The sequence below is a fragment of the Pleomorphochaeta sp. genome (genome assembly GCF_050031695.1).
In the GTDB taxonomy this organism is placed as follows: Bacteria; Spirochaetota; Spirochaetia; order Sphaerochaetales; family Sphaerochaetaceae; genus Pleomorphochaeta.
Window position 1 is genome coordinate 78,013 of sequence record NZ_JBNAIC010000046.1, and the last position, 25,504, is coordinate 103,516.

19 protein-coding genes are annotated in these 25,504 nt (G+C 27.8%); 4 read left to right on the top strand and 15 right to left on the bottom strand.

The window, feature by feature from the left end:
- Window positions 1-2 precede the first annotated feature (2 nt).
- From ACPKM0_RS08570 to ACPKM0_RS08580, 3 genes are read left to right on the top strand one after another with little or no spacing between them, the layout of a single operon-like run.
- Complete coding sequence (locus ACPKM0_RS08570) at window positions 3-1,301, top strand: hypothetical protein (RefSeq protein ID WP_472475142.1); 1,299 nt, start codon at window positions 3-5, stop codon at window positions 1,299-1,301.
- Window positions 1,301-1,999, top strand: coding sequence for a response regulator transcription factor (locus ACPKM0_RS08575; RefSeq protein ID WP_472475144.1), 699 nt, complete (start codon window positions 1,301-1,303; stop codon window positions 1,997-1,999). Before ACPKM0_RS08570 ends, ACPKM0_RS08575 begins: the two co-directional genes overlap by 1 nt.
- Window positions 1,989-3,299: a sensor histidine kinase gene (locus ACPKM0_RS08580; protein ID WP_472475146.1), complete on the top strand. Its 1,311-nt coding sequence runs from the start codon at window positions 1,989-1,991 to the stop codon at window positions 3,297-3,299. Before ACPKM0_RS08575 ends, ACPKM0_RS08580 begins: the two co-directional genes overlap by 11 nt.
- Window positions 3,300-3,304: 5 nt before the next feature.
- On the opposite strand, the gene ACPKM0_RS08585 is transcribed toward ACPKM0_RS08580, so the two are convergent.
- From ACPKM0_RS08585 to ACPKM0_RS08620, 8 genes are all read right to left on the bottom strand, one after another.
- Window positions 3,305-4,528 carry an MFS transporter gene (locus ACPKM0_RS08585; protein ID WP_472475148.1) on the bottom strand — a complete coding sequence of 408 codons (1,224 nt, stop codon included), beginning with the start codon at window positions 4,526-4,528 and terminating at the stop codon, window positions 3,305-3,307.
- 80 nt (window positions 4,529-4,608) lie between these two features.
- Window positions 4,609-6,438: an amylosucrase gene (locus ACPKM0_RS08590; protein WP_472475150.1), complete on the bottom strand. Its 1,830-nt coding sequence runs from the start codon at window positions 6,436-6,438 to the stop codon at window positions 4,609-4,611.
- 55 nt (window positions 6,439-6,493) lie between these two features.
- A complete protein-coding gene (locus ACPKM0_RS08595) occupies window positions 6,494-7,474 on the bottom strand; it encodes a LacI family DNA-binding transcriptional regulator (protein WP_472475151.1) in 981 nt (326 codons plus the stop codon).
- Window positions 7,475-7,511: 37 nt separating this feature from the next.
- Window positions 7,512-9,185, bottom strand: a complete 1,674-nt coding sequence (locus ACPKM0_RS08600; RefSeq protein ID WP_472475153.1) for a glycoside hydrolase family 13 protein — start codon at window positions 9,183-9,185, stop codon at window positions 7,512-7,514.
- Between the two features lie 91 nt (window positions 9,186-9,276).
- Window positions 9,277-10,137: a carbohydrate ABC transporter permease gene (locus ACPKM0_RS08605; protein ID WP_472475154.1), complete on the bottom strand. Its 861-nt coding sequence runs from the start codon at window positions 10,135-10,137 to the stop codon at window positions 9,277-9,279.
- Complete coding sequence (locus ACPKM0_RS08610; protein ID WP_472475156.1) at window positions 10,137-11,015, bottom strand: carbohydrate ABC transporter permease; 879 nt, start codon at window positions 11,013-11,015, stop codon at window positions 10,137-10,139. The genes ACPKM0_RS08605 and ACPKM0_RS08610 overlap by 1 nt, the downstream gene beginning before the upstream one ends.
- Before the next feature lie 69 nt (window positions 11,016-11,084).
- On the bottom strand, window positions 11,085-12,380 hold the full coding sequence (locus tag ACPKM0_RS08615; protein ID WP_472475157.1) for an ABC transporter substrate-binding protein: 1,296 nt from the start codon (window positions 12,378-12,380) through the stop codon (window positions 11,085-11,087).
- Between the two features lie 259 nt (window positions 12,381-12,639).
- Complete coding sequence (locus ACPKM0_RS08620) at window positions 12,640-14,979, bottom strand: glycoside hydrolase family 31 protein (protein ID WP_472475158.1); 2,340 nt, start codon at window positions 14,977-14,979, stop codon at window positions 12,640-12,642.
- A 125-nt stretch (window positions 14,980-15,104) separates the two neighbouring features.
- On the opposite strand from ACPKM0_RS08620, the gene ACPKM0_RS08625 reads away from it, so the two are divergent.
- On the top strand, window positions 15,105-16,112 hold the full coding sequence (locus tag ACPKM0_RS08625; RefSeq protein WP_472475160.1) for a LacI family DNA-binding transcriptional regulator: 1,008 nt from the start codon (window positions 15,105-15,107) through the stop codon (window positions 16,110-16,112).
- 1 nt (window position 16,113) lies between these two features.
- Here the strand turns inward: ACPKM0_RS08625 and ACPKM0_RS08630 are convergent, their stop codons facing one another.
- From ACPKM0_RS08630 to ACPKM0_RS08660, 7 genes are all read right to left on the bottom strand, one after another.
- Entirely contained in the window at window positions 16,114-17,856 is a 1,743-nt protein-coding gene (locus ACPKM0_RS08630; protein WP_472475162.1) for a glycoside hydrolase family 31 protein, read from the bottom strand.
- On the bottom strand, window positions 17,856-18,683 hold the full coding sequence (locus ACPKM0_RS08635; RefSeq protein WP_472475164.1) for a carbohydrate ABC transporter permease: 828 nt from the start codon (window positions 18,681-18,683) through the stop codon (window positions 17,856-17,858). Before ACPKM0_RS08635 ends, ACPKM0_RS08630 begins: the two co-directional genes overlap by 1 nt.
- Complete coding sequence (locus tag ACPKM0_RS08640) at window positions 18,676-19,602, bottom strand: carbohydrate ABC transporter permease (RefSeq protein ID WP_472475166.1); 927 nt, start codon at window positions 19,600-19,602, stop codon at window positions 18,676-18,678. Before ACPKM0_RS08640 ends, ACPKM0_RS08635 begins: the two co-directional genes overlap by 8 nt.
- Before the next feature lie 48 nt (window positions 19,603-19,650).
- Window positions 19,651-20,916 carry an ABC transporter substrate-binding protein gene (locus ACPKM0_RS08645; protein ID WP_472475168.1) on the bottom strand — a complete coding sequence of 422 codons (1,266 nt, stop codon included), beginning with the start codon at window positions 20,914-20,916 and terminating at the stop codon, window positions 19,651-19,653.
- Between the two features lie 129 nt (window positions 20,917-21,045).
- The gene (locus ACPKM0_RS08650; protein WP_472475169.1) at window positions 21,046-22,080 is read right to left on the bottom strand and encodes a LacI family DNA-binding transcriptional regulator; all 1,035 of its coding nucleotides are present in this window, start codon (window positions 22,078-22,080) and stop codon (window positions 21,046-21,048) included.
- A gap of 76 nt (window positions 22,081-22,156) precedes the next feature.
- Window positions 22,157-23,947 carry a glycoside hydrolase family 125 protein gene (locus tag ACPKM0_RS08655; protein WP_472475171.1) on the bottom strand — a complete coding sequence of 597 codons (1,791 nt, stop codon included), beginning with the start codon at window positions 23,945-23,947 and terminating at the stop codon, window positions 22,157-22,159.
- 125 nt (window positions 23,948-24,072) lie between these two features.
- On the bottom strand, window positions 24,073-25,365 hold the full coding sequence (locus ACPKM0_RS08660) for an Lcl C-terminal domain-containing protein (RefSeq protein ID WP_472475173.1): 1,293 nt from the start codon (window positions 25,363-25,365) through the stop codon (window positions 24,073-24,075).
- Window positions 25,366-25,504: the final 139 nt, after the last annotated feature.

Below are 25,504 nucleotides of genomic sequence, written 5' to 3' on the forward strand. Positions count from 1 at the left end.
TTATGAAAAAAATATTAACTTTATTATTAATCTTTACATTAGTTCCTACTTTTGTTTTTGCAGATAATTTTGATTCTTTATTTGAAGATTCAAGCGTAATAGAAGATGATTCATTATTCTCAAATGATGATGATTTATTCGGTAGTGATGATTTATTCTCAGATGATTCAGTTTTCTCAAGTGAATCATCTAGTGAAACCTCTACTTCTAGTGTTTCTCTTTTTGATGATTTATTAACTAGTGATGTTGAAATTACAGGGTCCTACTACTTTAATTTCGAAACTGGTTTAAATTATAATTTTGACACACAAGCAGATCCAACTTATTATTCAGCCTCTGATGTATCAGCGGATATTCAACTAAGTGCTAGACCATCAACAGATACTAGATTTTATGCTGAAGCAACAATAACATATCCTTTTAGTGTAGAAGAAACAACAACATATACAACTTCAAACAGTGAAACTGTTAGTATTGTTGATACTTATAACAATATTAATATTAATGAATTATTCTATGATTTTGTAATTGATGATTACTTTGTAAGAGTTGGTAAACAAACTCTAAACATGGGTGTTGGATATTTCTATAGCCCAGCAAATTTATTAAATATTTCAACTATAAACCCATTAGATGCAGAAGCAGATCAAGAAGGCCCATTAGCTATAAAAGTTAACAAACCATTAGGAAATGATAATTTATATGCATATGTAACATTACCCGAAGAAACAAATTATTCACCATCAGATATCAGTTATGCTGCTAGATATGAAACAGTAGTTGGTGGTGCAGAATATACACTTAGTGGTTATTATAATTATGATATAGATGAAGACCCAACAAAAGTTGCTTTTACCATGTCATCTCCACTCTTTACTGATATAGATTTAATTGCTGAAGTAGTAGAATCCTATGATGGAACTGACTTTACTTTTGAAGGAACCGCAGGTATCTCTGTTCTAAAAGAATTTGAAGATTTATCTGATACTTCTCTCTCATTTATTGCACAATATTATTATGCTCAAGATGGAGAAACTTATTTCAAAATAGATGACAATTTTGTTACATTAAATTCTACCCAACAAATTGCTGCTGTATTATCACTTAGCACTGCTTATGATTTAAGTTTTTCTATTACTTCAATTAATTTATTAGATGAATCAACAGGTTTCTTAATTGGAAATATAGGTTATGATGTAAGTGATGATATCTCTATAGATTTTGGAGCTCAATATATATATGGATTAATGAATACTATTAAACCATATATTGGATTCACATTAGGACAAGGAGACTTTTAATGCAAGCAAAGGTGTTAATTATAGAAGATGAAGTTGAACTTTCACAACTTGAAACTTTATATCTAAATAAAGAAGGTATTGAAACAATAAGTGTTGAATCTGCAGAAGAAGGATTAGAACAACTTAAAAAAAATAACTTCGACTTGATCTTATTAGACATTAACTTACCTGGCATTGATGGTTTTGAATTTTTAACTAATATAAGAAGAGATTCTCAAATTCCTGTAATAATTGTCTCAGCACGTGAAGCGGATGAAGACATTATTATGGGACTTGGAATTGGAGCAGATGAGTTTGTAGTAAAACCATTTGCTCCAAAAGTATTAGTTGCAAGAGTTAGAGCTATATTAAGACGTCAAAAACAAGACACTAAATCAAATTATGATTCAATTTTCTTTGATGATTATGAAATAATAAATGATAATTATTGTTTGAAAAAAAATGGCGAAATCATTGCCTTGCCTATAAAAGAATTTGAAATATTATCTTTTTTAGCTATAAATGCTGGAACTGTTTATTCAACTCAAGAATTATATACTAACATATGGAAACAAGAATTTGGTGATATTAATGCAGTTACTGTATATATCCAAAGAATAAGAAAGAAAATTGAAGTTGATTATAGTAATCCACAATATATAAAAACAATAAGAAGTAAAGGTTATTACTTTAATAAGGAAAAAATAAATGAAAAGTAATCAAAAATGTAAAAAATCTAACCATTTCTTTTTTTTATTACTAACCCCTCTTTTATTAGCTTTTATTTTACTTGTAATTATCCCTATCATAACTTATTCAAGTGATATATTTCCATCAAATACCTTTAATACCAATTTCACAAAGATGTTTCATAATGATTTATTTGAATATGTAAATGACTTAGAGGCTATAGATAGTGAAGATCAATTAATTAACGATTTGAACTCTTTTGATACTAAGAAAAATATTATTCTAATAAAAGATAATTATCTAATTTACAATAAAATTGAAATTGAAAACGTACCAAGTAAAACAATTGAAAAAACAATTACTATAAATGGAGAAGAAAATTATAAACTAGCTATTTCAACTCCAATACTTACTTATAAAATCGTATATTTTGTATTAATTATGAGATATTTATTACTTGCGATTTGTATTATATCATTTGTTGCAATCAACAGACTTAGAAAACATATAATTCACTTAAGAGATGCTACTGAAAATATAGCTTCAGGTGATTATGAAACTCCAATTAAAGCAAACAAAAAAGACAGCTTTTTATTTCTAGATGAATCATTAGAAAATATGCGAATACAAATCAAAGAAGATCGCAACCAAATCTCAAGATTTTTTGCTGGTGTTTCACATGATTTAAAAACACCTTTATCCTCTATTATGGGATATTCACAAGCATTAAAAGATGGACTTGCTGAAACCAAAGAAGATCAAGATAAATACTTAGATATAATTTATAATAAGAGTGCTGTATTAGAAGAGAGGATCTCATCTTTAATCAACTATATAAAAATAAACAATCAAGAATTTGTAACAAATTTAGAAGAAAAGGAATTATATCCTTTTATTGATAATTTATGTAAACAAACTGAAGCTGAATTAAGTCTGCGTAACATCGACTTTTCATATAAACTTAAATTTAATAGAAAATATCAAACAAAGTTTGATAAAGTATTAGTAAATAGAATATTTGAAAACTTGGTAGAAAATGCTACTAAATATGGAGATACAACAAAACCTATAATATTAAATGCAACACAAAATTATGATGGTATATTTATATCTTTAATTAACTCTAATAAGAATAATATCTCTAAAGACACTATTTCTCATCTATTTGAACCTTTTTATAGAGGTGATAATAGCAGAAAAGGTAATGGTTTTGGCTTAGGACTTGCAACAGTTAAATCTATAGTAGCAAGTCATGGATGGAAAATATCTTCTAAATTAGATGATATAAATAACACAATTATTTTTACAATTAATATTCCTAATTATTAATTATTTTATTTTTCCATATCTATTGGACAAACTAATGAATTTAAAACAGGGAATGCAAATAATGTAAAAAATGCAGAAATACTAAAAATAATAGCATATCCAAATACAGAAATAAGAGATCCAAGTATTAGTGGGAAAATTACAATAGCAATATTTAATGTTCCTGCTAATGCTGAATAAATTACTCTATTTTCTGAATTAGTTAACTCAATTAATGCAGCATCTTCACTTACAGCTCTTGCACCAAGAGCAATACCAATTATAAAGAATAAGAATAAATATCCATATAATGAGTTCATTCTTACAAAAATAATAGCTAAAAGAGATAAGGAAATATGTAGATATATTCTTAATTTTAAAATTCCCTTAAAACCTTTTGATTTTATAATTTTAGGAAAGACTAAAGATGAAATAAACATCCCACAAATCTGAATAATTAAAACATATCCTAATAAGTTACTATCAATTACAAAAGATTTTTGGGCATAACCTATATAAAATGGAACAATAGCTAATGCTGCTCCCATTATATTTGTATAAATTAAGAATTTGAAAAAATTTCTATCATCTTTATATAAAGATGGAATATCTTTAAATACATCTCTTATTAATACTTTATTTTTAATTTCAACAGGCTTTTCCTTTATTGCTACAAAACCGAAAGATGCTATAAATAAAGAAATAGAAGAAAGGGAAAATAATATTATATATTGATTAGGATATTCAAAAGTTTTCAATATATACCTTGCAATAATTACAGAAAGAAGCATTCCAATGCTTGAAATCATTTGTTTTCTTGTAAAAAATAGAATTCTTATATTTTTTTCTAAGGAACCGCCAACTAAATATACATAAGGCAAACTTGCAAAAGCACCACCAACAGAAAATAATAATAATTCTAAATATAATAAAATAATTAAAGCAAAAAAACCAAAATTTTCATACCAAACTAGAGTTATTGCAATACTAACTAAGGCTAAGATTCTTAAATATATACCCAACAGTAAATATGGTTTTTTAGATTCACGAGAAGAAAGAAAGCCTGAAAAAAAGAGCTTTGTTACCATAGGTAATCCTATTAAAATAGCTGAAACAATACCCACATGAATTGAACTACCACCTATTTTGAGAATTAATGATGGAATAATAGTATTTACTTCAGTAAATGTTGTTGTCAATGACAGAAAAATAGCATGCCATAAAAAGCCCATATAATTTCGATTTTTCATTCCCCACTCCTCTAGCTACAGAGTATAGAACAAATAACTGACATATACCATAAATAAATTATACAAACTATAAAATTTGATTATTTTATTTTTTTAGCCCAAATATATTGATGCGAATTAATAGAGTACCCCCAACCAGGAGTTAGTCTTTCATTAGTAAATAAATCAATATAATCACCTACTAAATTATTAGTATAAAACTGTTCAATTTCATCGCTATAGGAAAAAATACAAAGCAATTCTTCATTTTCAAAAGTCCTTCTAATAATTAATACTTTATCATTATGAGAATCCCAAGTAGTAACAGTAGCACCATTACTAAAACAATTATTAGATTTTTTTAACTCACCCAACTGTTTAATGCCATCAAAAAGTCTTTGTTGATAACTTCCCTCAATATTTCTTAGTTTAGCTTTCTCCCAATCAAAATTAGATCGGTGCAAATTCCTTTGATCTTCTACTTTTAAAATATTGTCTTTATATGAATAATCATTTAGTTGACCAATTTCATCACCACTCGATAAAAGAGGAAAGCCTTCAATACTAAACATTATGGCATGCATTAATAAATCTCTATTTATAGCTTTATTCATTTCATCTATATTGTCATTATTTAAGGCTTTTTCTATACCACAAAAACTTGCAGCAGTACCACAGCTTCTAGCATCTTGAGTAATTGGATCATAATTATATAATTCTCCTTTACTATAAGAAAAAGGAAAATTACCACTAAAAAAATTATAAACAAACTTTTTATGTTCTATTGGATCTTGACCAATTTTATATTGTGAATTCATATCAAGAGCCCAACCTATATCATCATGACATCTTATATAATTTACAAAATGACAATGAGATGGCAAAGATAAAATACTATTTAATTGTTCTACTAGTAATCGAGTATCTTGGGATGCCAAACTATCCCATAAATTCGCCATGATAGCTGCATTATATAATAAATGACACTCTGGTTTTTCTTTTGTACCAAAATATGCAGCTAATTCATTAGGTGCCATTACAACTTCACCTTTTAATATTATCGAAGGACATACTATATCCATAACAATATGAATCAATCGAACTATTTTATGAACCTCTTCTAAATTACGACATTTAGTACCTAATTTTTTCCAAATATAAGGAACTGCATCTAGTCTAAATATTTCATTTCCAAGGTTTGCTAAAATTAACATACTATCAATTACATCAAATAATACTTTTGGATTTTTATAATTTAAATCCCATTGAAAAGGATAAAAAGAAGTTAATACCCACTCATTTAAATCTTCTACGTAAGTGAAATTACCAGGTGCTGATGATGGAAATACATCAGGAACTATTGAATCATAATAATCAGGTATTTTTCTATCATTATAAAAAACATATCTCTCTTTTGCCTCTTGATCTCCATTTTTAGCTTTTATTGCCCAAGGATGTGTTGATGATGTATGATTTAATACAAAATCTAAACATAAACTGATATCATTCTCTCTTAATTCTTTTGAGAGTTTTGCTAAATCTTCGTTACTACCAAATTTTGGATCAATATCATGAAGGCTATCAACAGCATATCCCCCATCATTATTATTCTTTGGCATTTTTAAGATAGGCATTAAATGTAAATAAGTAATTCCAATTTCCTTTAAATAAGGAATTTTATTTATAATATTTAGTAAAGACCCCGCAAATAAATCTGCATACATAGTAATGCCCAACATATTCTTATCGATATACCAATTTGGAGTTTTCTCTCTTTGAAGATCTAATTCTTTTAATGATAAATCTCTTTCTTTATATCTATTATCTATTATCTTTTCTAAATCAGAATAAAGATCTGTTCTACCATATAAAGAATATAGTAATTCATATATTTCAGTTCTATATTTATTTTTTCTTTCTTGATATAACATTATAACCTTCTTGATTAGTAGCTATTTTTCTAATTTTATAAATTAGAGTATAAAATTAATTTGTGCTTTCTCTTTTAATTAAACTAACAGGGAATACTTGAGTTTCTTTAACTATCTCACCATTTTTATAATCTATTAAGCTATTTACCGTTGCTTCAACCATTTTATCTAAAGGTTGTCGAATAGAACTAATTTTAGGATTTCCCCAATTGCAAACAAATGTATCATCATAACCAATAACTTTTATATCTTTTGGAACAAGTACTTTAGCTCTAGATAAATAAGATACAAATTGAATTGCTTGAACATCAGATGTGCAAAATACACCATCAATATCTTTATGTTTTTCATATAATGTTTTAATCAAATCATTATAATCCATATTTTGAAAAATACTATATTCAGCAATTTCCACAGAAAACTTTACATTATTTTTCTTAGCAACATCTTTAAATCCATTTACACGATCATCTGCGGGCATATTAATTTTTCCTTGACCACTTAGGCATAAAAGATTTTTGCAACCTTGATCAATTAAATGCTCTGTAGCTAGTTTTCCACCTAAATAGTTATCACAAACGATTGAAGCTATGCCATTAGTATGATGTCTTTCAATACTAATTACAGGTATATTATTAGTTTCAAAAGTTTTTGAAGACACATTTCCACTACATAAGATTATTGCAAATACCCTATTTTTAAGACATTGTATAATCAATTCTTCTTCATTAGTTTCATCTTCATATGAAATCATAACAATAGTTTGAAAACCTTTTAGTCTAAATTGTTTTTCTATTTCTGCTACAATTGTTGAAAAATAAGGATGCTCAATATTTGGAACAATTACACCTATTAAGTTACTACTAGTCTTTGATAGATTTTGAGCCATGATATTAGGTTGATAATTCAACTCTTTCATTGCTTTTTCTACTTTTTGTTTACTAGCTTCACTAATATAACCTCTATTGTTTAAAATTCTAGAAACTGTCCCAACAGCTAATCCAGATTTCTTTGCAATATCTTTTATTGTTGCCATTTATTTTATCCTTAACAAATTATATTTTATTCTACCACTATTTGTTTAATAATGCAAAAGCTTCGTAAGGTTGCAATTCGCCCTTTTTATGAGACATATTTGCAATCAGTTCAATTGTTTTATCAGTTAAATAATTTTTAGGAATATTATATTTTAAAGGTTTATCAAAAAAATTTCCAACAACTAATATTGAAGTATCATTGAGTTTTCTTTCATATGAAAAAATTGATTTATTTTTAATATCTATCATCTTAAAATCACCGTAAACAATGCATTCTATTTCATGTCTAAGTTTAATTAATTTTTTATAAAAAGAATAAATTGAGTCCTCATTATATATTTGTGATTCAACGTTAATAAATTTATAATTGGGATTTACTTCTAACCATGGATTAATATCTTTCATACAGAAACCTGCATTTACACTATCATTCCATTGCATAGGGGTTCTAGCATTATCTCTTGAGATATTATTAAAAAAAGTCATAATTTGATCATGCCCATATCCCATTTTTAATAAATCATCATAAGCTTTTAAAGTTTCTACATCTCTAAATTGTGAAAGATCACTAAAATTATAATTATTAGTCATACCAATTTCTTCACCTTGATAAATAAAAGGAGTACCTTTCATCATATGCAAAATTAAAGCTAACATTTTAGCACTACTTATTCTATATTTATCACTATCATTGCCAAAACGAGAAACACAACGAGGTTGATCATGATTGTTTAAAAATAAACTATTCCAACCACTTTTTTCTAATCCTACAATCCAATTATTAAAGATTGTTTTGAATTCCACTAAATCTAAAGGTAATCTATCCCATTTTATTGACGGAGTTACACATCCCATATCAACATGCTCAAATTGAAATATCATATTTAGCTCATTTCTATCTGGACTTACATATTTTTTAGCATCTTCAATATTCGCAGCTACTGCTTCTCCCACCATCAACCAATCATATTTTGAAATAACTTCTTGATGCATTTCTTTTAGATATTCATGAGTGCTATTTGAATTAGCAGTTAATCCAATTCCATCAGAAAAACCATCTAATCCTATTTGATCTATACTTTCATAACTTTCTTTACCTATAAGAGTAATAACATCCATTCTAAATCCATCGATGCCTTTTTCCCCCCAATATTTCATCATATCATATATATCTTCACGTAAACTCTTATTTTTCCAATTTAAATCACATTGTTTTGGAGAGAAAAAATGCAAATAATAAGAATCTGTTTTTTCATCATATTGCCAAGCACTACCTGAAAAACAAGATCTCCAATTATTTGGAATACTACCTTTATTTTCTTTCCATATATAATAGTCACGGTATTTATTATCTTTTGATTTTCTACTTTCAATAAACCAAGGATGTTCATCACTAGTATGATTTACAACAAGATCCATAATTAATTTGATATTTCTTTTATGACATTCAGCTAATAATGAATCAAAATCCTTCATACTACCAAAGACACTATATATTTTCTTGTAATCAGAAATATCATAGCCGTTATCATCTTGAGGACTTTCATATACTGGTGATAACCAAATAATATCAATCCCAAGATCAACTAAGTAATCTAATCTAGAAATAATTCCTCTAATATCACCAATTCCATTTCCTGTAGAATCTTGAAAACTTTTTGGATAGATTTGATATACAACACTCTCTTTCCACCAAGTTTGATTTTCCATAATTGTCTTTCCCTTTATTATTTTTCTGTTAATAAATTACAATAGGAGATATCCCCTATTGTAATAATTTGTTTGTCTTCTGTTTTTTATTTTATTTTACCGCACCAGCTACAACACCGTCGATAATTTTTCTCTGTAATATAAAGTATAGAATTAATATAGGTAGTACAGTTAATACTAATGCAGCCATAATAACCCCATAATTAGCACTATAAGTTCCATAAAAGGTATAAGTGGTTAAAGGCAATGTTAATAATTCTTTTTTAGATAGGACTAAGGAAGGTAATAAATAATCGTTCCAAAATGCTAATACATTTAATATAACTAAAGTGGCGGTAGTGGGTCCTAAAAGAGGAAACACTATTCTAAAAAATATTCCATATTTTGAAGCTCCATCTATTAATGCAGCTTCTTCTAAAGCTTTTGGAATATTAGATTTAATAAAACCTTGATAAATAAAGGTACCTAAAGCCATTGTAAACCCTACATGCATTAATATCAAAGTAACTCTACTATTTAGAATTCCAAATCTAGCTCCATATATAGAAACAAGAGGAATCATTAAAGCTTGAAAGGGTATAATCATAGATGCAACAATCCAGTTAGACATAAATTTACTAAAAGGATTTACATATCTTACAAGATAATAAGCTAACATACTTGAAAATAATACTGAAATAGTTGTAGCTAACCCTGTTACAAATAAGGAATTACCAAAAGATCTTATGTAATGCATACCAACAAAAGCGTCTATATAATTTTGAAGAGAATATCCTTTTGTAGGAGAAAGAGATAAAGGTGCTTTAATAATATCTATTTTAGCTTTAAATGAGTTTAAAATTACCATAATAAAGGGGAATAGAACACCTATAAATAATATTATAACTATAATTGATGAGATTATTGATATAGTTTTCTCTTTAGTACTTTTTACTTGATTTGATTTTGCCATTATGCTTCTACCTCCCTAGAGCGTCCCGCTCTAACTTGGATTACTGATATAATCGCTACAATTAAGAATAAGAATAATGCTTCCGCCTGCCCTACTCCATATAAACGTTCTGTAAATGCTTTATTATATACATGCATTGCAACTAAAACAGTACTCATAAAAGGTCCACCATCAGTCAAAGTTAAGTTAATATCATATACCATAAATGCTCTAGACAAAGTTAAAAATGTACAAATTACAACTGATGGCATCATTAGTGGAAAGATGATATTTTTTACTCTAGTAAGACCTGTTGCACCATCTATACTTGCAGCTTCTAACACATCACGACTCATCGATGTGAAACCTGAAATATAAATCAACATCATATATCCTACTAATTGCCATACAGTAACTATAACTAAAGCCCAAAATGCTGTATTTGGTGAAGATAACCAAGAGCTTGCTAAATTTTGAAAACCTGTAGTTCTTCCTATTGCAACAAATACTCTTGAGAATAAAAACTCCCATATAAATCCTAAAACTATTCCACCAATTAAATTTGGAGTAAAGAATCCAGACCTAAAGAAATTTTGACCTTTTAATCCATTAGTTAATAAATAGCCTAATATAAAACCTAATACATTTACTAATACAACTACCCAAAAAACATATTTGAGAGTTAATACCATTGAATTCCAGAATTCTGGATCTGTAATTGTTGTTTTATAATTAGATAAACCAACAAAAGTTTTAACTGCAGTTACACCATTCCAGTTTGTAAGTGTTAAATAGAATCCATAAATAAATGGAATAAGTACAACCATAGCGAAGAAGAATAATCCAGGAGATGCAAACATAAAGCCTGCTTTTATATGTTCTCTTTTATTTTCTATCATATTAAATATCCCTTAAATATTAGGGAGGAGTTACCTCCTCCGCTATATTTGAATTAACAATAATTTCAACTATTGTTGTTTAACCCAATATTCATCAAATGAAGATGCTAATTCTTCTCTTGTAGATAAACCAGCAACATATTTTTGCATTGCTGCACCCATAACACTCCAGTGATCAGATGGTGCTGCAAATCCTGCAATATAATAAGTATTATTTTCTGCTAATTTTTCAACAATATCTTGGCTTAAAGGATTTGATTGAGGAACTGAATTATTTTTTGCTGCTGAGATAAGAGCTGCATCATTTACAAACATTTCTTGTCCAGTTTCACTATAAACTAACCAATTTAAGAAATCTTTTGCTGCTTGTTGGTCTTCTGCTGTTGCTTGTGCACCATCAATAATAACAAATTTTGATGGAGATGCTTGCATTTTAGTATTAGCAAAGTATGAAGAATCATTTCCTAAGAAGAAAGGTAAGAACCCAAAATTATCGTCTGCTTCAGCTCCACCTTCTGCCATATTAGGCCATGCCCATGAACCATTTGCCCAGAAAGCTACTGTTCCATCAGCTAATAACATAGCGCCTTCATCATAATCTGCTCCAAGAGGATCATTGTGGAAATAGTTAAATTCAATTAATAAGTCTAAAGTATCAATTAATTGATTAAACATTTCATTATCATTAGCATTAAAACCAGCTCTTAATTCTTTATTCAATGTATCTACATCACCTTCATAAGCATCATACAAGTACCCTAATTGGTGAGCACCTAGAGACCAGTCTTCTTTTGCTAAGAATACAGGATACTCCATACCATTATCTCTTAATTCAGATAATAAAGCTTCAAATATTTCAGTTGAATTAATTGTTGACATATCAACATGTCTACCTAATGCTGAATCTATTGCATCACCATTATAAATAATACCACGACCTTCTACACAGAAAGGATAAGCATATACTTCACCATCGATTGAAAGTGCATTAGATCCAACTTCACTAACCCATTTTTCTTCACTTAAATTTAATGCATATGTATCATATAAAGCATAAACATCAGTTGAGTCTAACATAGATAATGTTGGTGCATTACCAGCATTATATAATGTAGTTACTTTTGTATATGGAACTTCGCCTGCTCCACAAGCTAAAATTTCAACTTCATTTCCAGTTTCAGCTTTATAAGCAACTGCCATATCTTCTAAAGCTACTTGAATTTCACCTTTACTATTTAAAAAAGTAATTTTTGATCCCGTTGCAGTAACATCACTTTGTGAAGATTCACTTTCACTCTGTCCACCTGCGAATACACTTGCTGTTACAAGTGAAATGACTAAAAATAATGATAAGATTTTTTTCATTATTGACTCCTTTATTTTATTTACAATTACAAAATGTCATCAATATGTTAACCGATTGACATATATAGATAATAGCATATTTCAAATATATGTCAACCGATAAACATATTTATTATTTATTTTTCACTTTTTAAGAAAATAAGATTAAAATATCTTAAATTTATTTAACTTAAAATATTGTAATTAAATTTTGTTTAGATATGTGTCTTAAAATATATTTTATATTATAAATTAAGACACATAAAGGAATTAGTATAATCTATTCTGAGAGAATGATTTCAAGTAATGAATTCAATAAAGCTTTATCCAAATCTAAGGAAATAAGATTAGAAATAATTTCACTGTTGTCTTTACTTTGAAGAATATTAAATATTTTATCTTTTTTTCTCATTTCAATTTCTAATCTATCAATAATTTCTATATAAGTTTCTCTTTTAGAAATAGAAACTAATTTATTTTTTTCAAATACTATTTTTGTCATTGATGAAACATTTACATTATTAAGTTCAATAGTAATTATTTTATTTATTTCATCATACGTTTTTATATAATCAATTTCTAAATTATCATTATAAACGTTGATATCAGTATCTTCTATTCCTATAAACTCAATTTTATAATCTCTTAGATTAGGAATTAATGATAAATTACCGATGCTTTGTCCAATTTTAAATTCTTTATTATCAAAATCATTAATAAACTCAGTAAAAACATTATCTCCTATTTTATATTTTTCACTGATATTATCGTCTTCATAAAGTGTAAAAGATCCATTTGCGCCCATATAACATTTTAAGTATATAGAACTAGGATTATGAAGAGCATTTTTATTTTCAGTTAATGGAATGATAGAACCTTCATTTACCATCACAGGAATAGAGGATAAAGGCCTATACATTTTTATATTTCTTTCACCTTTATATCTTCTATTTGTAAAAAAATCATAATATTTCCCTTTAGGTAACCATATATCAACTTCACTCATTAATAAGTTTTTAATAAGCTTACTTACAATTGGAGATACAATCATTGAAGATCCAAAATAATATTGATTCTTATTAATATAAGCTCCTTCATCCTCACTATTAAAATAATACATCGGTCTTATTAATGGAATATCCTGCTCATGAGCAATATAATTCATAGTATATAAATAAGGAATTAATTGATGCCTTAGTTTTAAGAAATAATTCATAACTTTATGTGTTTCTGCATTATATCTCCAAGGCTCTTTTCCATTGAACATTTCATTACTACTATGTAATCTCATTATTGGTGAAAATACACCAAATTGAGTCCATCTAGCCATTAACTCATTATCCTTGTATCCTTGCATATGTCCACCAATATCATGAGACCACCAACCATATCCGATATTTGAAGCAGAAGCACTAAATTCAGGTTGAAAGGCTAATGATTCCCAAGTAATATGAGTATCGCCAGAAAAACCAATTGGATATCTGTGTGAACCAACTCCACCATAACGAGAAAAAATTAATGGCCTTTTATTATCTTTTTTATTTGCGATGAATCTTGTATAATTTAATATCCAAAGAGGATCTAAGCCTTCAATTCTTGAAGCATTTCCTTGTTGCCAATCTATCCACCAAAAATCTACACCTTCATTCTCTAAGGGCTCGAGAATAAAAGTTTGAAGTGATTTCAAATAATTTGGATTACTTGCATCAAATAACACATTTTGTCCATTATTAACATTTAGAGATTTAGCTATCTGGTTATAATTATCTTCAAAAGCTCTAACCCCATCTGCAGGATGGTCATTTAATGTTACTTTTAAAGATCTTTTATGTAATTCATCTAAAAAAGCTTTTGGATTTGGAAACAGTTCTTTATTCCAAGTATAACCTGTCCATCCACTCCCATATTTCTTATCAATATCGACTAAGTGCCAATCCATATCTATTACAGCTACAGAAAATGGAATACCTTCTTTTTCAAATCGATTTAATAAATCAATATAACTTTTAGTTGTATATTTATAATATCGACTCCACCAATTACCTAGTGCATAACGAGGAATCATTGGTTGCTTTCCACATAATTTATAAAAGTCCTTTAAACATTGTAAATATCTATGATTATAACCAAAAAAGTATATATCTTTGTGTGTTTTATCCCTAGGTGAATAAAACTCATCTATAAATAACATGCTAGAAGAATCATCAATTAATGAGAATCCTCTTTTTGATAACAAACCATCTTCAAGTTCAATCCGGCCATCAGCTTCATCAAGCGTTCTTGCTGTACCTTTTAGATTATCAATTTCATCTCCATAGCGGTAAGAATTATAATATAGGTCCTCAGATTGAACTAATGATATTTTTAATCCAATATTAGTAAATTCAAGGCCATTAGTTTCTACTAATAGAGATGATGAATAAAGCTCTAAATACCCATTTTTTTCAATTATAGAAATATCAACTAAATCAAAATCTCTATTTATAACCATTTGAGTTTTCTCATCTATAAATTCAGCTTTTGGAGAATACTCAATTCTAACTAAAGAATCTGTTAAAAAAGTAATTCTTTGCTTCTTATAATAAATTGAATTACGCTCTTTCTTTACTAGTGTTTCCATAATAATACCTCTTTTTAATACTAATTAGTTTATCGATAAACGTCAAGAAAAAGTTATAAATATTATAATATTGACAAAATGTAATATTTATAGAAATAATTAGATTATCGATAAACGAGGCAATCATGACTATAAAAGAAATAGCAAAAATAGCAAACGTAAGTCAAATGACGGTATCTAATGTAATTAACAAAAGATATTCAAAAGTTTCTAAGCAAACTATAGAAAAAGTTAATAAAATAATTAAAGAAACAAATTACATACCAAACAGGATAGCAAGAAATTTAAGCGCACAATCATCTAAAATTATCGCAATAATTGTTCCTTTAGTTTATAACAATGAAAGCTTTTTTTCTGATCCATATACAGCTCAATTAGTAGGTATTTTAGAAAATAATTTAAGAAAAAAAGGTTACTATGCAATGATTAGAAGTATTAATACCATAGAGGACACTATTAATTTTTTAAATAGTTGGAATGTTGATGGTGCTATTTTTATTTTTCCAAAATCAGATATAGATATTAATAAACTTCTTGATAAAGTTACTACCGAAATAGTATTTTTTGATTCATATCAATCCTGTGAAAAAGCCTTAATGATAAATATAAATGATTACAAAGGAACATATTTAGCAACTAAATACTTAATAAATAAAGGTCATAAAGAAATAGCATTTGTATCAGCTAGCAAAGATACAAAATTAATTCAATTAAGATATAATGGTTATAAAGATGCAATGTTAGAAAATGGATTAACTTTAAATAAATCTAACATTTTTGAAACGAAAATCTCTTTTGTAGATGGAATAGATATTGGCAAACAAATTAGCGAACACAACAATATTACAGCGGCAATCACTACAGCAGATATTGTAGCAATCGGAATAATAGAGGGAACTCGTTTATCAGGTCTTCGGATACCTGAAGATATATCATTAATTGGGTTTGATAATTTAACTATTTCTAATTACTGCTATCCAAAATTAACTACAATTAACCAAAATATTGCTAAAAAAGGAGAAATGGCAATCACTTTACTTTTAGATAAAATTGAAAAAATAAATGAATTGCCAAATAAAATTTTAATTGATGTTGATTTAATTGAAAGACAATCTGTGATTTCTAAAATTTGAGTTAGTTAATTAAAATATTCTTTAGTTTTGAATAATCACTATCAAGATTAACAAAAAGCCCTATTTCAGAAAGACTGTATTCTCTTTCAATATATATATTACCCTTTATTTCTTTTTTCAACTGACAATCGAACCAATTTCCTTTAGGTAAATATATTTTTCTTTTATAAATATCTTTTTCTACAATTGGAGCCACTAACAAACTCCTACCAAAATAATATTCATCATCTATATCAAACACTTTCTTATCATTTGAATGTTCAAAAAACAAAGGTCTCATTAATGGTTCTTTATGTTTTTTAGAAAATTCTGCTTCGCTATAAATATAATCAAGCATTTTATTTCTTAAATTACAACAATTTTTAGTAATTGTTAAAATTGAATCATCATTATATAAATCTGCTATATTCCAGGGGCTTCTATCATTTACAGAATCTTTACTTTTCATAATTTTTGAAAATTGACCACCTATCGGCTCTGAATGCCATTGCATTACTGGAGAAAAAGTCCCAAGCAAGAAAGCTCTTAAATAAAGATCTTTTGAAGGCATCTCTCCTGCAAATCCTGCTATATCAAATCCCCAATAAAAAATTCCAGAAACACTAGCATTTAACCCTGCAATTAATTGATGCTTTAATTCAGACCATTTAGAAAGTTGATCGCCACCCCAATATAGTGGAGTACTCCATGAATTAGTATATCCAGCCCGTGAAAACAATATCCTATCTTCTCCTAAATTATCATAATACGCTTTTGTATAAGATAATGGATATTTATTTTTCATTTCATTACCAGTTGACCCATCAAAGAAAACTACATCATCTTTATAAATAAATTCACCACCATCAGTTTTAAAACCTTTTACACCCATATCCAATAAATATTGTCTGTTTTTAAACCACCATTTTTGAGTTTTAGGATTTGTAAAATCAGGAATCATACTCCCTTCAAACCATCTATCATTAGGGATAGTATAAGGGGTTCCATCATTATTTTTAACAACAAGATTATTTTCAATTGCATATTTACAATCTTTTTCATGTATAAAGTTTTTACGACCTTTTTCTAATTTCTTCAATACGGGGATTTGCCATAAAACAAGATTTAAACCCATTTTGTTTAAACTATTAATCATTTCTTTTGGATTCGGCCATAATTCTTTATCATTAAACTTGTAAAAAGTAGCTTCATCACTCCAAGCTTCTACTACAATAACTGAATGATTGAAACCAAGCTCTTTATTCTTTTTTGCCATTTCTAATACAATATCTTGTGAGTTCCATCTATTTGCACTCATCCAAGGCCCAAAACTCCATTTAGGAGGCAATATTACTTCTTCATTTAATGAAAGAAATTTATTAAGCTGTTTTTTAGGGTCTCCCAAAAGAATATATACATCTTCTTGATTAATATTAATAAAGATATTTATTGTATTAAAACCTTCATATAACTTAGATTCTATTTCAAACACTTTATCGGTATTAATAAAAACACCAAAGTCATTTGTTAGAAAAAAAGGAATTGGCAAATAAGTTTCTTCACCTTGATTTGTAAATTTTTCATATACATGATTTGATCTATTAAGCCCTTTTTGATTAAGCTTATCAAATCTCTCCCCAAATCCCCATAATCCTTTTTCCTTATTTATTGTAAAGGCTATGCTTTTCTCATAAATATCTAATTTTAAGATTTGGAGACTATTAACTGTCTCTTTTGAGACTATAGATTTTTCTAAATATAACATTAACCTTTTATTCCTCCCATTTGTAAACCAGTAGAAAAATATTTTTGTGCAACTGCATAAAAAATTAACAAAGGTAACATTGTAACTAAAGCTCCTGCCATTAACAAATTATATTCAGTTGAAAACTGTCCATTTAATGAATTCAATATTATTGGCAAAGTGTAATTATCTTTTGTTGTTAATAAGACTAATGGAAGCAAATAATCATTCCATGCACCCATACCAACAATTATTGCAAGTGTTACTAATGCAGTATTACACATTGGTAAAATTATATTGAAGAACATTTTCATTAAACTTGCTCCATCAATAGAAGCTGCATCCAAATAGGTATCACTAATACTCATCATTTGTTGTTTTAACATAAATACAGCAAAAGCTTGAAATACACAGGGTAAGATTACTGCAAATAAAGTATTAGTAAGATGAATTTCATTCATGATTAAATATAATGGAATAAATATTACTTGAGAAGGAATCATCATTGATGATAAAAATATCAAAAACAATAAATTACTTCCTCTAAATTTAATCTTTGAAAAAGCAAAAGCTGCCATAGAAGAAGATAAAAGACTAACACATATTGATCCAGCTGTTACTAAAATAGAATTAATCATTGCTCTTAAAATACCTTCATTAGAGAACAATCTAAAATAGGCATCAAAAGTTGGTTTCTTTGGAATCCACTCAATTGGAATAGCTAATAAAGCACCACTAGTTTTAAAAGAAGTTGATAACATCCAAACAAAAGGAAGTAAAGCAATAAATGAAAATAAAATTGCTATTATATGATAAAATATTTTATTTACACGATTATTTTTAGACATCATAATTCACCCACTTCTTTTCAACTCTTCTTTGTACATATGTAAATATGAAAATAATTACAAATAATATCCAAGAAAAAGCTGCTGCATATCCCATTTTTCCATACCTAAAAGCATATTTATATATCCTTTCAACCATTACCATTGTTGCCCCATTAGGACCAGCATCACCATTTTTAGTCATTACCATAACTTGAGGAAATAACTGAAAAGCATTTATTAAAGAAAGCATAACTACATAAAAAGTAATTGGCGAGATCATAGGTAAAGTGATTTTTCTAAATCGCTGAAAAGCAGAAGCTCCATCTATATTTGCAGCTTCATAATAGGAATGATTAATGGATTTTAATCCACCTAAAAAAATCATTGCATAAAAGCCTAAGTCCTTCCAAATAGAAGCTAAAGCAATTGAAGGCATTGCCATAGTTTCACTTTGTAACCATAAAGATCCTTTCAAACCTATAGCCAATAAAGCGTTATTTATAGGACCATAAGTTGGACTTAATAGCCATTTCCAAATGAGTGAACCTGCAACCCAACTAGTTAATACAGGTATATAAAATATAACTCTATAGGTGTTACTACCCTTAAATTTTGAATTAATTATTAAGGCCTCACCGAGTGAAAAAATCAACATAAAAGGCAAATATAATATAATAAAGTAGAAATTATGTGAAATAACTTTCCAAACTTCATCATCAGTCACAATAGATTTAAAATTACTTAATCCTATAAAATTATTTTTAATAAAGGAAAAAAAACCACTAGTCAAACTAACCCTCGACATGCCTGTCCAATTAGTCAAACTTATCAAAAAAGAAATCAATATTGGCAAAAATGAAAATAATATAAGGCCTATAAGACTTGGCAGTAAAAAAGGCAAAGCCTTTTTCCATCCAGATCTTCCATTAGTTAACATATAAACTCCTAAGAATGCCGTTTCCAATAACAGAAACGGCATTAAATTTTATTGAAGAGAAATTTTTTCTTCTAATTCTTTTTGACATTCCATTAATGCAGTATTCGCATCCATTTTTTGATAAACAATTTTAGTTAAATAATCTCCAATAATTGCTGTCATTTCAGCTTGTTGTTGAACAACAGGAGGTGTAACTAAATAATTTAAACTATCAAATACGGCTTGTTTGTTATTAGGTGGAGTAGCATTTAAATATTGTGTTAATACATCACTATATTCTACTGGTGGTAATTCCCAAGCAGCTTCTACTCTTATTTGTGCAGCTTCTTTTGATCCAGCTAAGAAAGATGCTAACTTAGCAGCAGCCTCTTTTTTTTCACTATTTTCACTTACAACATATGCATTAGAGAAGAAGTGTGAAGCTTTTTGAGTATTTCCTGGTTCTACAACTACATCCCAAGGGAATGAACAATTATTACTAAAGTCATTGAATGCCCATATTCCAGTAACTAACATACCTAATCTACCGCTTTTAAATAAATCCCAATCACCCATACCTCCCATTTGTGCATCTGTTGGCATGATATTGCTTTCATTTTGCCAAGCAGCCATTCTTTTAGCTACTTGAACATTTGTAGAAGTATAAACAGTAAATTTAGTATAATCTTCATTCATCAAACTACTACCACTTTGAGCAGCAGCTTTATAGAATTCATGAAAAGTTAGTGGTCTATAAAATCCAAAAGTATTTTTATCTAAAGAAGAAATTTTTGCACCAGCTTTTTCTATATCATCCCAGGTCCAAGAAGAATTTGGATATTCAATTTTTGCTTTATCAAACAATTCTTCATTGTAGAATAATAAGACATTAGAAAATGAATTAGGAATTCCATATTGTTTACCATCATAAACAAAAGCATTTAATGCTGTTTTATTAAATCCAGAAGTATCCCCTATTTTACCATCTAAAACAGCTAAAGTATCTTGCGAAGCATATGATACAAAATTTTCAAAATTTAACTCAAACACATCAGCAGCATTTCCACCTACAACTTTACTTTGTAACTGAGTAAAATAGTCATTATAGCCTATAGTTTGTAATTCAACTTTAATATTAGGATTTTGTTTTTCAAATTCAGCAATCATTTTATCTAAAGCAGGCCCTGAATCATTGCTATTTGTAGCTGAATATTGTTCCATTTTTAAAATGATTGTATCATCTTTCTCTGTTGTTCCTTGTGCAAATACTATTGAACTAAATAGTAACACAACAAAACTTGTTATTATAATTTTGTAAATACGATTTTTTTTCATACCATCCTCTTTGTTTTTAGTTTTTTCCCATATACAAATAAAAGCGAATTTACTATACTTAAATAAGTAAAGTAATATTTTACAACTACAATCCCAGATAAACCATTCAAAACTAATCTGGGATTTTTCTTATTTATTATCCCTCCTTATTTCAAAAACAGACTCTCTTTCAATTAGTTGAATATCTAAAACGATATTTTCTTTATTATTTCCATCATTATTTAGAATTAATTCAACGGCTTTCTTGCCCTTAGTAAAAACATCTTGTTTAATAGTTGTTAGTAAAGGATCACAATCTCTAGCTATCCAAGTATCATCAAACCCGATAATTGAAACATCTTCTGGTACATTAACTTTTGCTTTTTTTAATCCATTAATTAAACCAAAAGCAATAATATCTGCAGTTGAAAAAATTGCCGTTGGTCTATCCTCTAAACTAGAAATTGAAATACCTAATTCTTTACCATATTCTTGAGATACAGTTCCTGAAAAAACATAATTTTCATTGTATTTTATATTTGCTTCTTTTAGTGCATCCTTGTAACCTAAAAATCTTTCATAAGTAACTCCATTATCACTAATAACGCCTGAAGCAAAAGCAATCTTTTTATGGCCCTTTTTAATGAAATACTTAATAGCTAACTTAGCACTTTCTCTATCTTTTATAGAAATTGAGTTAAATGGAAGATTATTACAATAACTATCAATTAAAACCACAGGAATTGATGTATTTTTTAAATTTTCATAATAATCATCAGGATGAATTCCTACAATTATTATTCCATCTAAACTTCTTTTATTTGCTATTTCTAGATAACTTTGATCTATGTCAGTACCACTAATTAATACATGATATCCTTTTTCTCTAGCACTAAATTCTATACTCGATAACAATTCACCGTAAAATGGATTAGAAAACATAAATTGCTTTCCAGGTTCTGTTTGAGGAATGACAACGCCAATTAGATAAGATTTATTTTCCACTAATGATTTTGCTGCCATATTAGGAACATAACCTAATTTTTTAACAGCATCTTCTACTCGTTTTATTGTAGAAGGAGCAATTGTTTGATCTTTTCTTTTGTTAATTACATAAGAGACCGTTGCTACTGATACATTAGCTTCGATTGCTATATCTTTCATATTAATTCGTCTTTTTGGCATAAATCCTACCTTTAACTTAAGCGTTTAAGTAATTGTAACTATTCTTTCTTCATCTTGTCAAGAAAAATGTCTTACTTTAATTTAATCTATCTGTTTCTAATATTAGTGAATATGCTAAATAACCTGCACATGTTGCAAAAGCTTCACCAGTTGTACATTCTCCTGTTACCTCATCAATACTTTCACATGCTATACCATTGTCCATTTTTGCTTTTAACAACTTATTTAATGAATCCTTATCGTGAAAGACTCTTAAATTATTAGCTAAACTCAATACCCAAGGATGAGGTGCGTGTGGACAACCTATTGCTCCAAAAGGTTTATTAGAAAAAGAATATTCATATGACTCATCTTTAATTACATTTACTGTATTCTGATATATTACATCATCAACTGAAACAAAATCAAATATTGGCAATAAAATTAAACTACCAGGGGGCTCATCATATATATCAAAATTAGCACTGTCGTCAACAGACCAAACAAATTGTTTTACTCCATTTACAGTTTTAACACAATGCTTATATATAGAATAATATAATTCTTTTGACATTATATTAAAATCATAATCTTTTTCTTTAAATTTAATCTTATCCAGTATTTTAAAACATTTATAAACTAGAACATTATTATAGGTCAAATAAGGATATACCCTCATATCATCTGTAGGTTGCAAAAAAGTTTCATACAATCCTAAATATTTAGATTTTTTAGTTTCTAATATATTTAAAATTTTTTGAATCAACTTAATTACATTATAATCTTGTATAACTGTTAAATCCTTTGTTTCATCAATATATATCTCTAAGGCTATTATAAAAGAACATAATTCATCTAATTCAAACCCAGGTTCTAAAACTGTACCATCAATAAATCTACTATGTATACCTATATTTTTAGACTGAACAGTTACTATATATTCTATTATTTCTCTTGCAACTTCTTTATCTGCTTTCACAATAGCAGGGAATGCCCATAATAAACTATCTCTATCCCAATAAGCTGCAGATACATAATACTTTGGTGATCTACTTGTTACTATTACTCTCTCTTCAGTATCAATTGTTAAACCTGTAGAAAAGAATAAAGTATATATCAAATTCTTATTTAATACTTTATTGAATTTATTATCTTTTGTTTTAACTAATAATTGATTTAAATATTCAATCATCTCTTCATACAAGAAATTAAATCCAAGTCTATTCATGTGTATCGCAGAAGTTATTGACGAAACCTCTTCAAAACCTACCCCTATAAAACAAGAAATAGATTTATTATTTATAGGCTCAATAATTATTTTTGAATCAGAGTTATATCCTATTGGTAATTCATTATTATATTCCCAGCTAGATGCTATATCTATAATAGGAGCATATGATAGTATTGGTAACCCATTACTAATTGAAAAAACAGGACCTTTATTCCATTCACTATATTTTACATCATATTTACCATCAAATTCTTTTTCTTCATTAACACAATGATATACTGAACTTAACTCACCCCTAAAACTAATTTCATATTCTTTATTTTTATCAGTTTTATTATATATCGATATATTATATACAAAACCTTTTTGTTTTAATGGAGTTAAAATTGTTAATTCAATTATTTCTTCGTCAGTTTCAATTAGGCCTTTGGGAATCCAAAAATTAATTATATCCCATTTTATATTATTTATTTCTATTATTTTATCATTAGATTTTATTAAGATTTCTAATAAAGGCTTTTTTTCGCCACGAAAATCTAACAAACCTTTAGAGTTCATATGCAATAAAGTAAAATTATTAATCGAGGCATCTTTTTTATTTATATGATCTAATGAAATATATTCATTACCAGTTGAAAAGAATGAATCATAAATCATTTAGCACCTCCTACTTAAACGCTTAAGTAAGTATTAAACCATTTATACTTTTTGTCAAGATATTTTTGATTATTAATAAAAAAAACTCCTAAAGTATTAAGAATATAGAGTCTTTATTAATTACTTTAGAAGAAAATAAATTTTATAAATATTTTTTTATATTTATTTATATTAGAAGTTGAAGCCATTTTATCTAAGCCTTGAGGGCCACCTTTTCCATCCATTTGAGGTGGCATTGATTGAGCTGATGGAAAATTAAAATAGGTTTGATCTACGTAAGGCCAACCTTCACTAAAGTCTTGTATAGTATATAGTTCTTCTAAAGTTGGAAGTCTCCAATCACTAACATTCCCAATTTCTAAATTTTCGCAAAATTCTAATGCACTAGTAATAGAATAATGATCATCAGTTGGAGTTTGTTGCCATACTAAACCTGTAACATTATCTGTAATAGTCCCATCTCCATTATCAGTAAAACTAAATTCTTGTGTATCACAAACTGCATCTTGACCATAATATTCTTCGCCTTCTTTAGGATATATTATTTCTCCATCATCATTATATGAATACTTTTGAGCTGTTGTTGTTACTTTGCTTAATGCTGCATCATAATAATTTTCATCAATTCTACAAGCTCTAACACTATTAGTAACATTATCTCCACCTTCTCCAACAAATTTACTATCTAAACTTTTTGGAGAAAATCTAACCGCTCCTGCTCCATGAGAATCTGTTGTATCCCCTATAGCAAAACCAAAAGCAACATACCAAGCATAGCCATATAATGGATTTTCAGTACTAAAATATGCAGAGGTACTAGACCAATAATAATAATTAGGGTTTTTTTCTTCTAATTGAGTTGTATTAAAATAAGAATGATCAATTGTAGGATAAACTCCAGTATAATCTACTATACTTTGAAGCTCTTTTATGTCTGGCAACTTCCAATCATCATAACCAGCATATTCTAAAATTTCACAATAAGCTAAAGCATCTTTCCATTCCATTGCATAAGTAGCATCATCTGCCATCCACATTAATCTTGTTGATGAATCTGTTACAGTTCCATTATCAATTAGTGTATTATTGATTGTAGCTGTTATTTTCTGATTATCCATTTCTCCATCTTCTGAAATAGTAAAAGTATATTCACTACCATATGTATACCCTGAAACAGCTCTTAAATGCTTTGTCATAGGACCTTCAATTTCTGATGGATAACCTTTTATATGTCCAGTTGTCTCACCTACACCAAAAGCTGTATCAATTTCATTAGCTACAGAGCCTTCTTCTGTTACCAAATCATAATTAGATGACCACATTTGTCCTTGGTCTTTACTAATTTCTTCTTTTGTAGTTTCATTTTCATCATCAGCTGTAACACAACTTATTGAAATTACTAAAACTAAAGATAACAAAAAACAGAAATAATCTTTTTTTCAATTTTCATATACAAATCCCTTTTAATTTATATTTTGCATAATAAAATATTAATAGCTAATAACTAATAAGATGATGAGATAAGTAACAAATAATTTATTACTTTAGTCATACAAA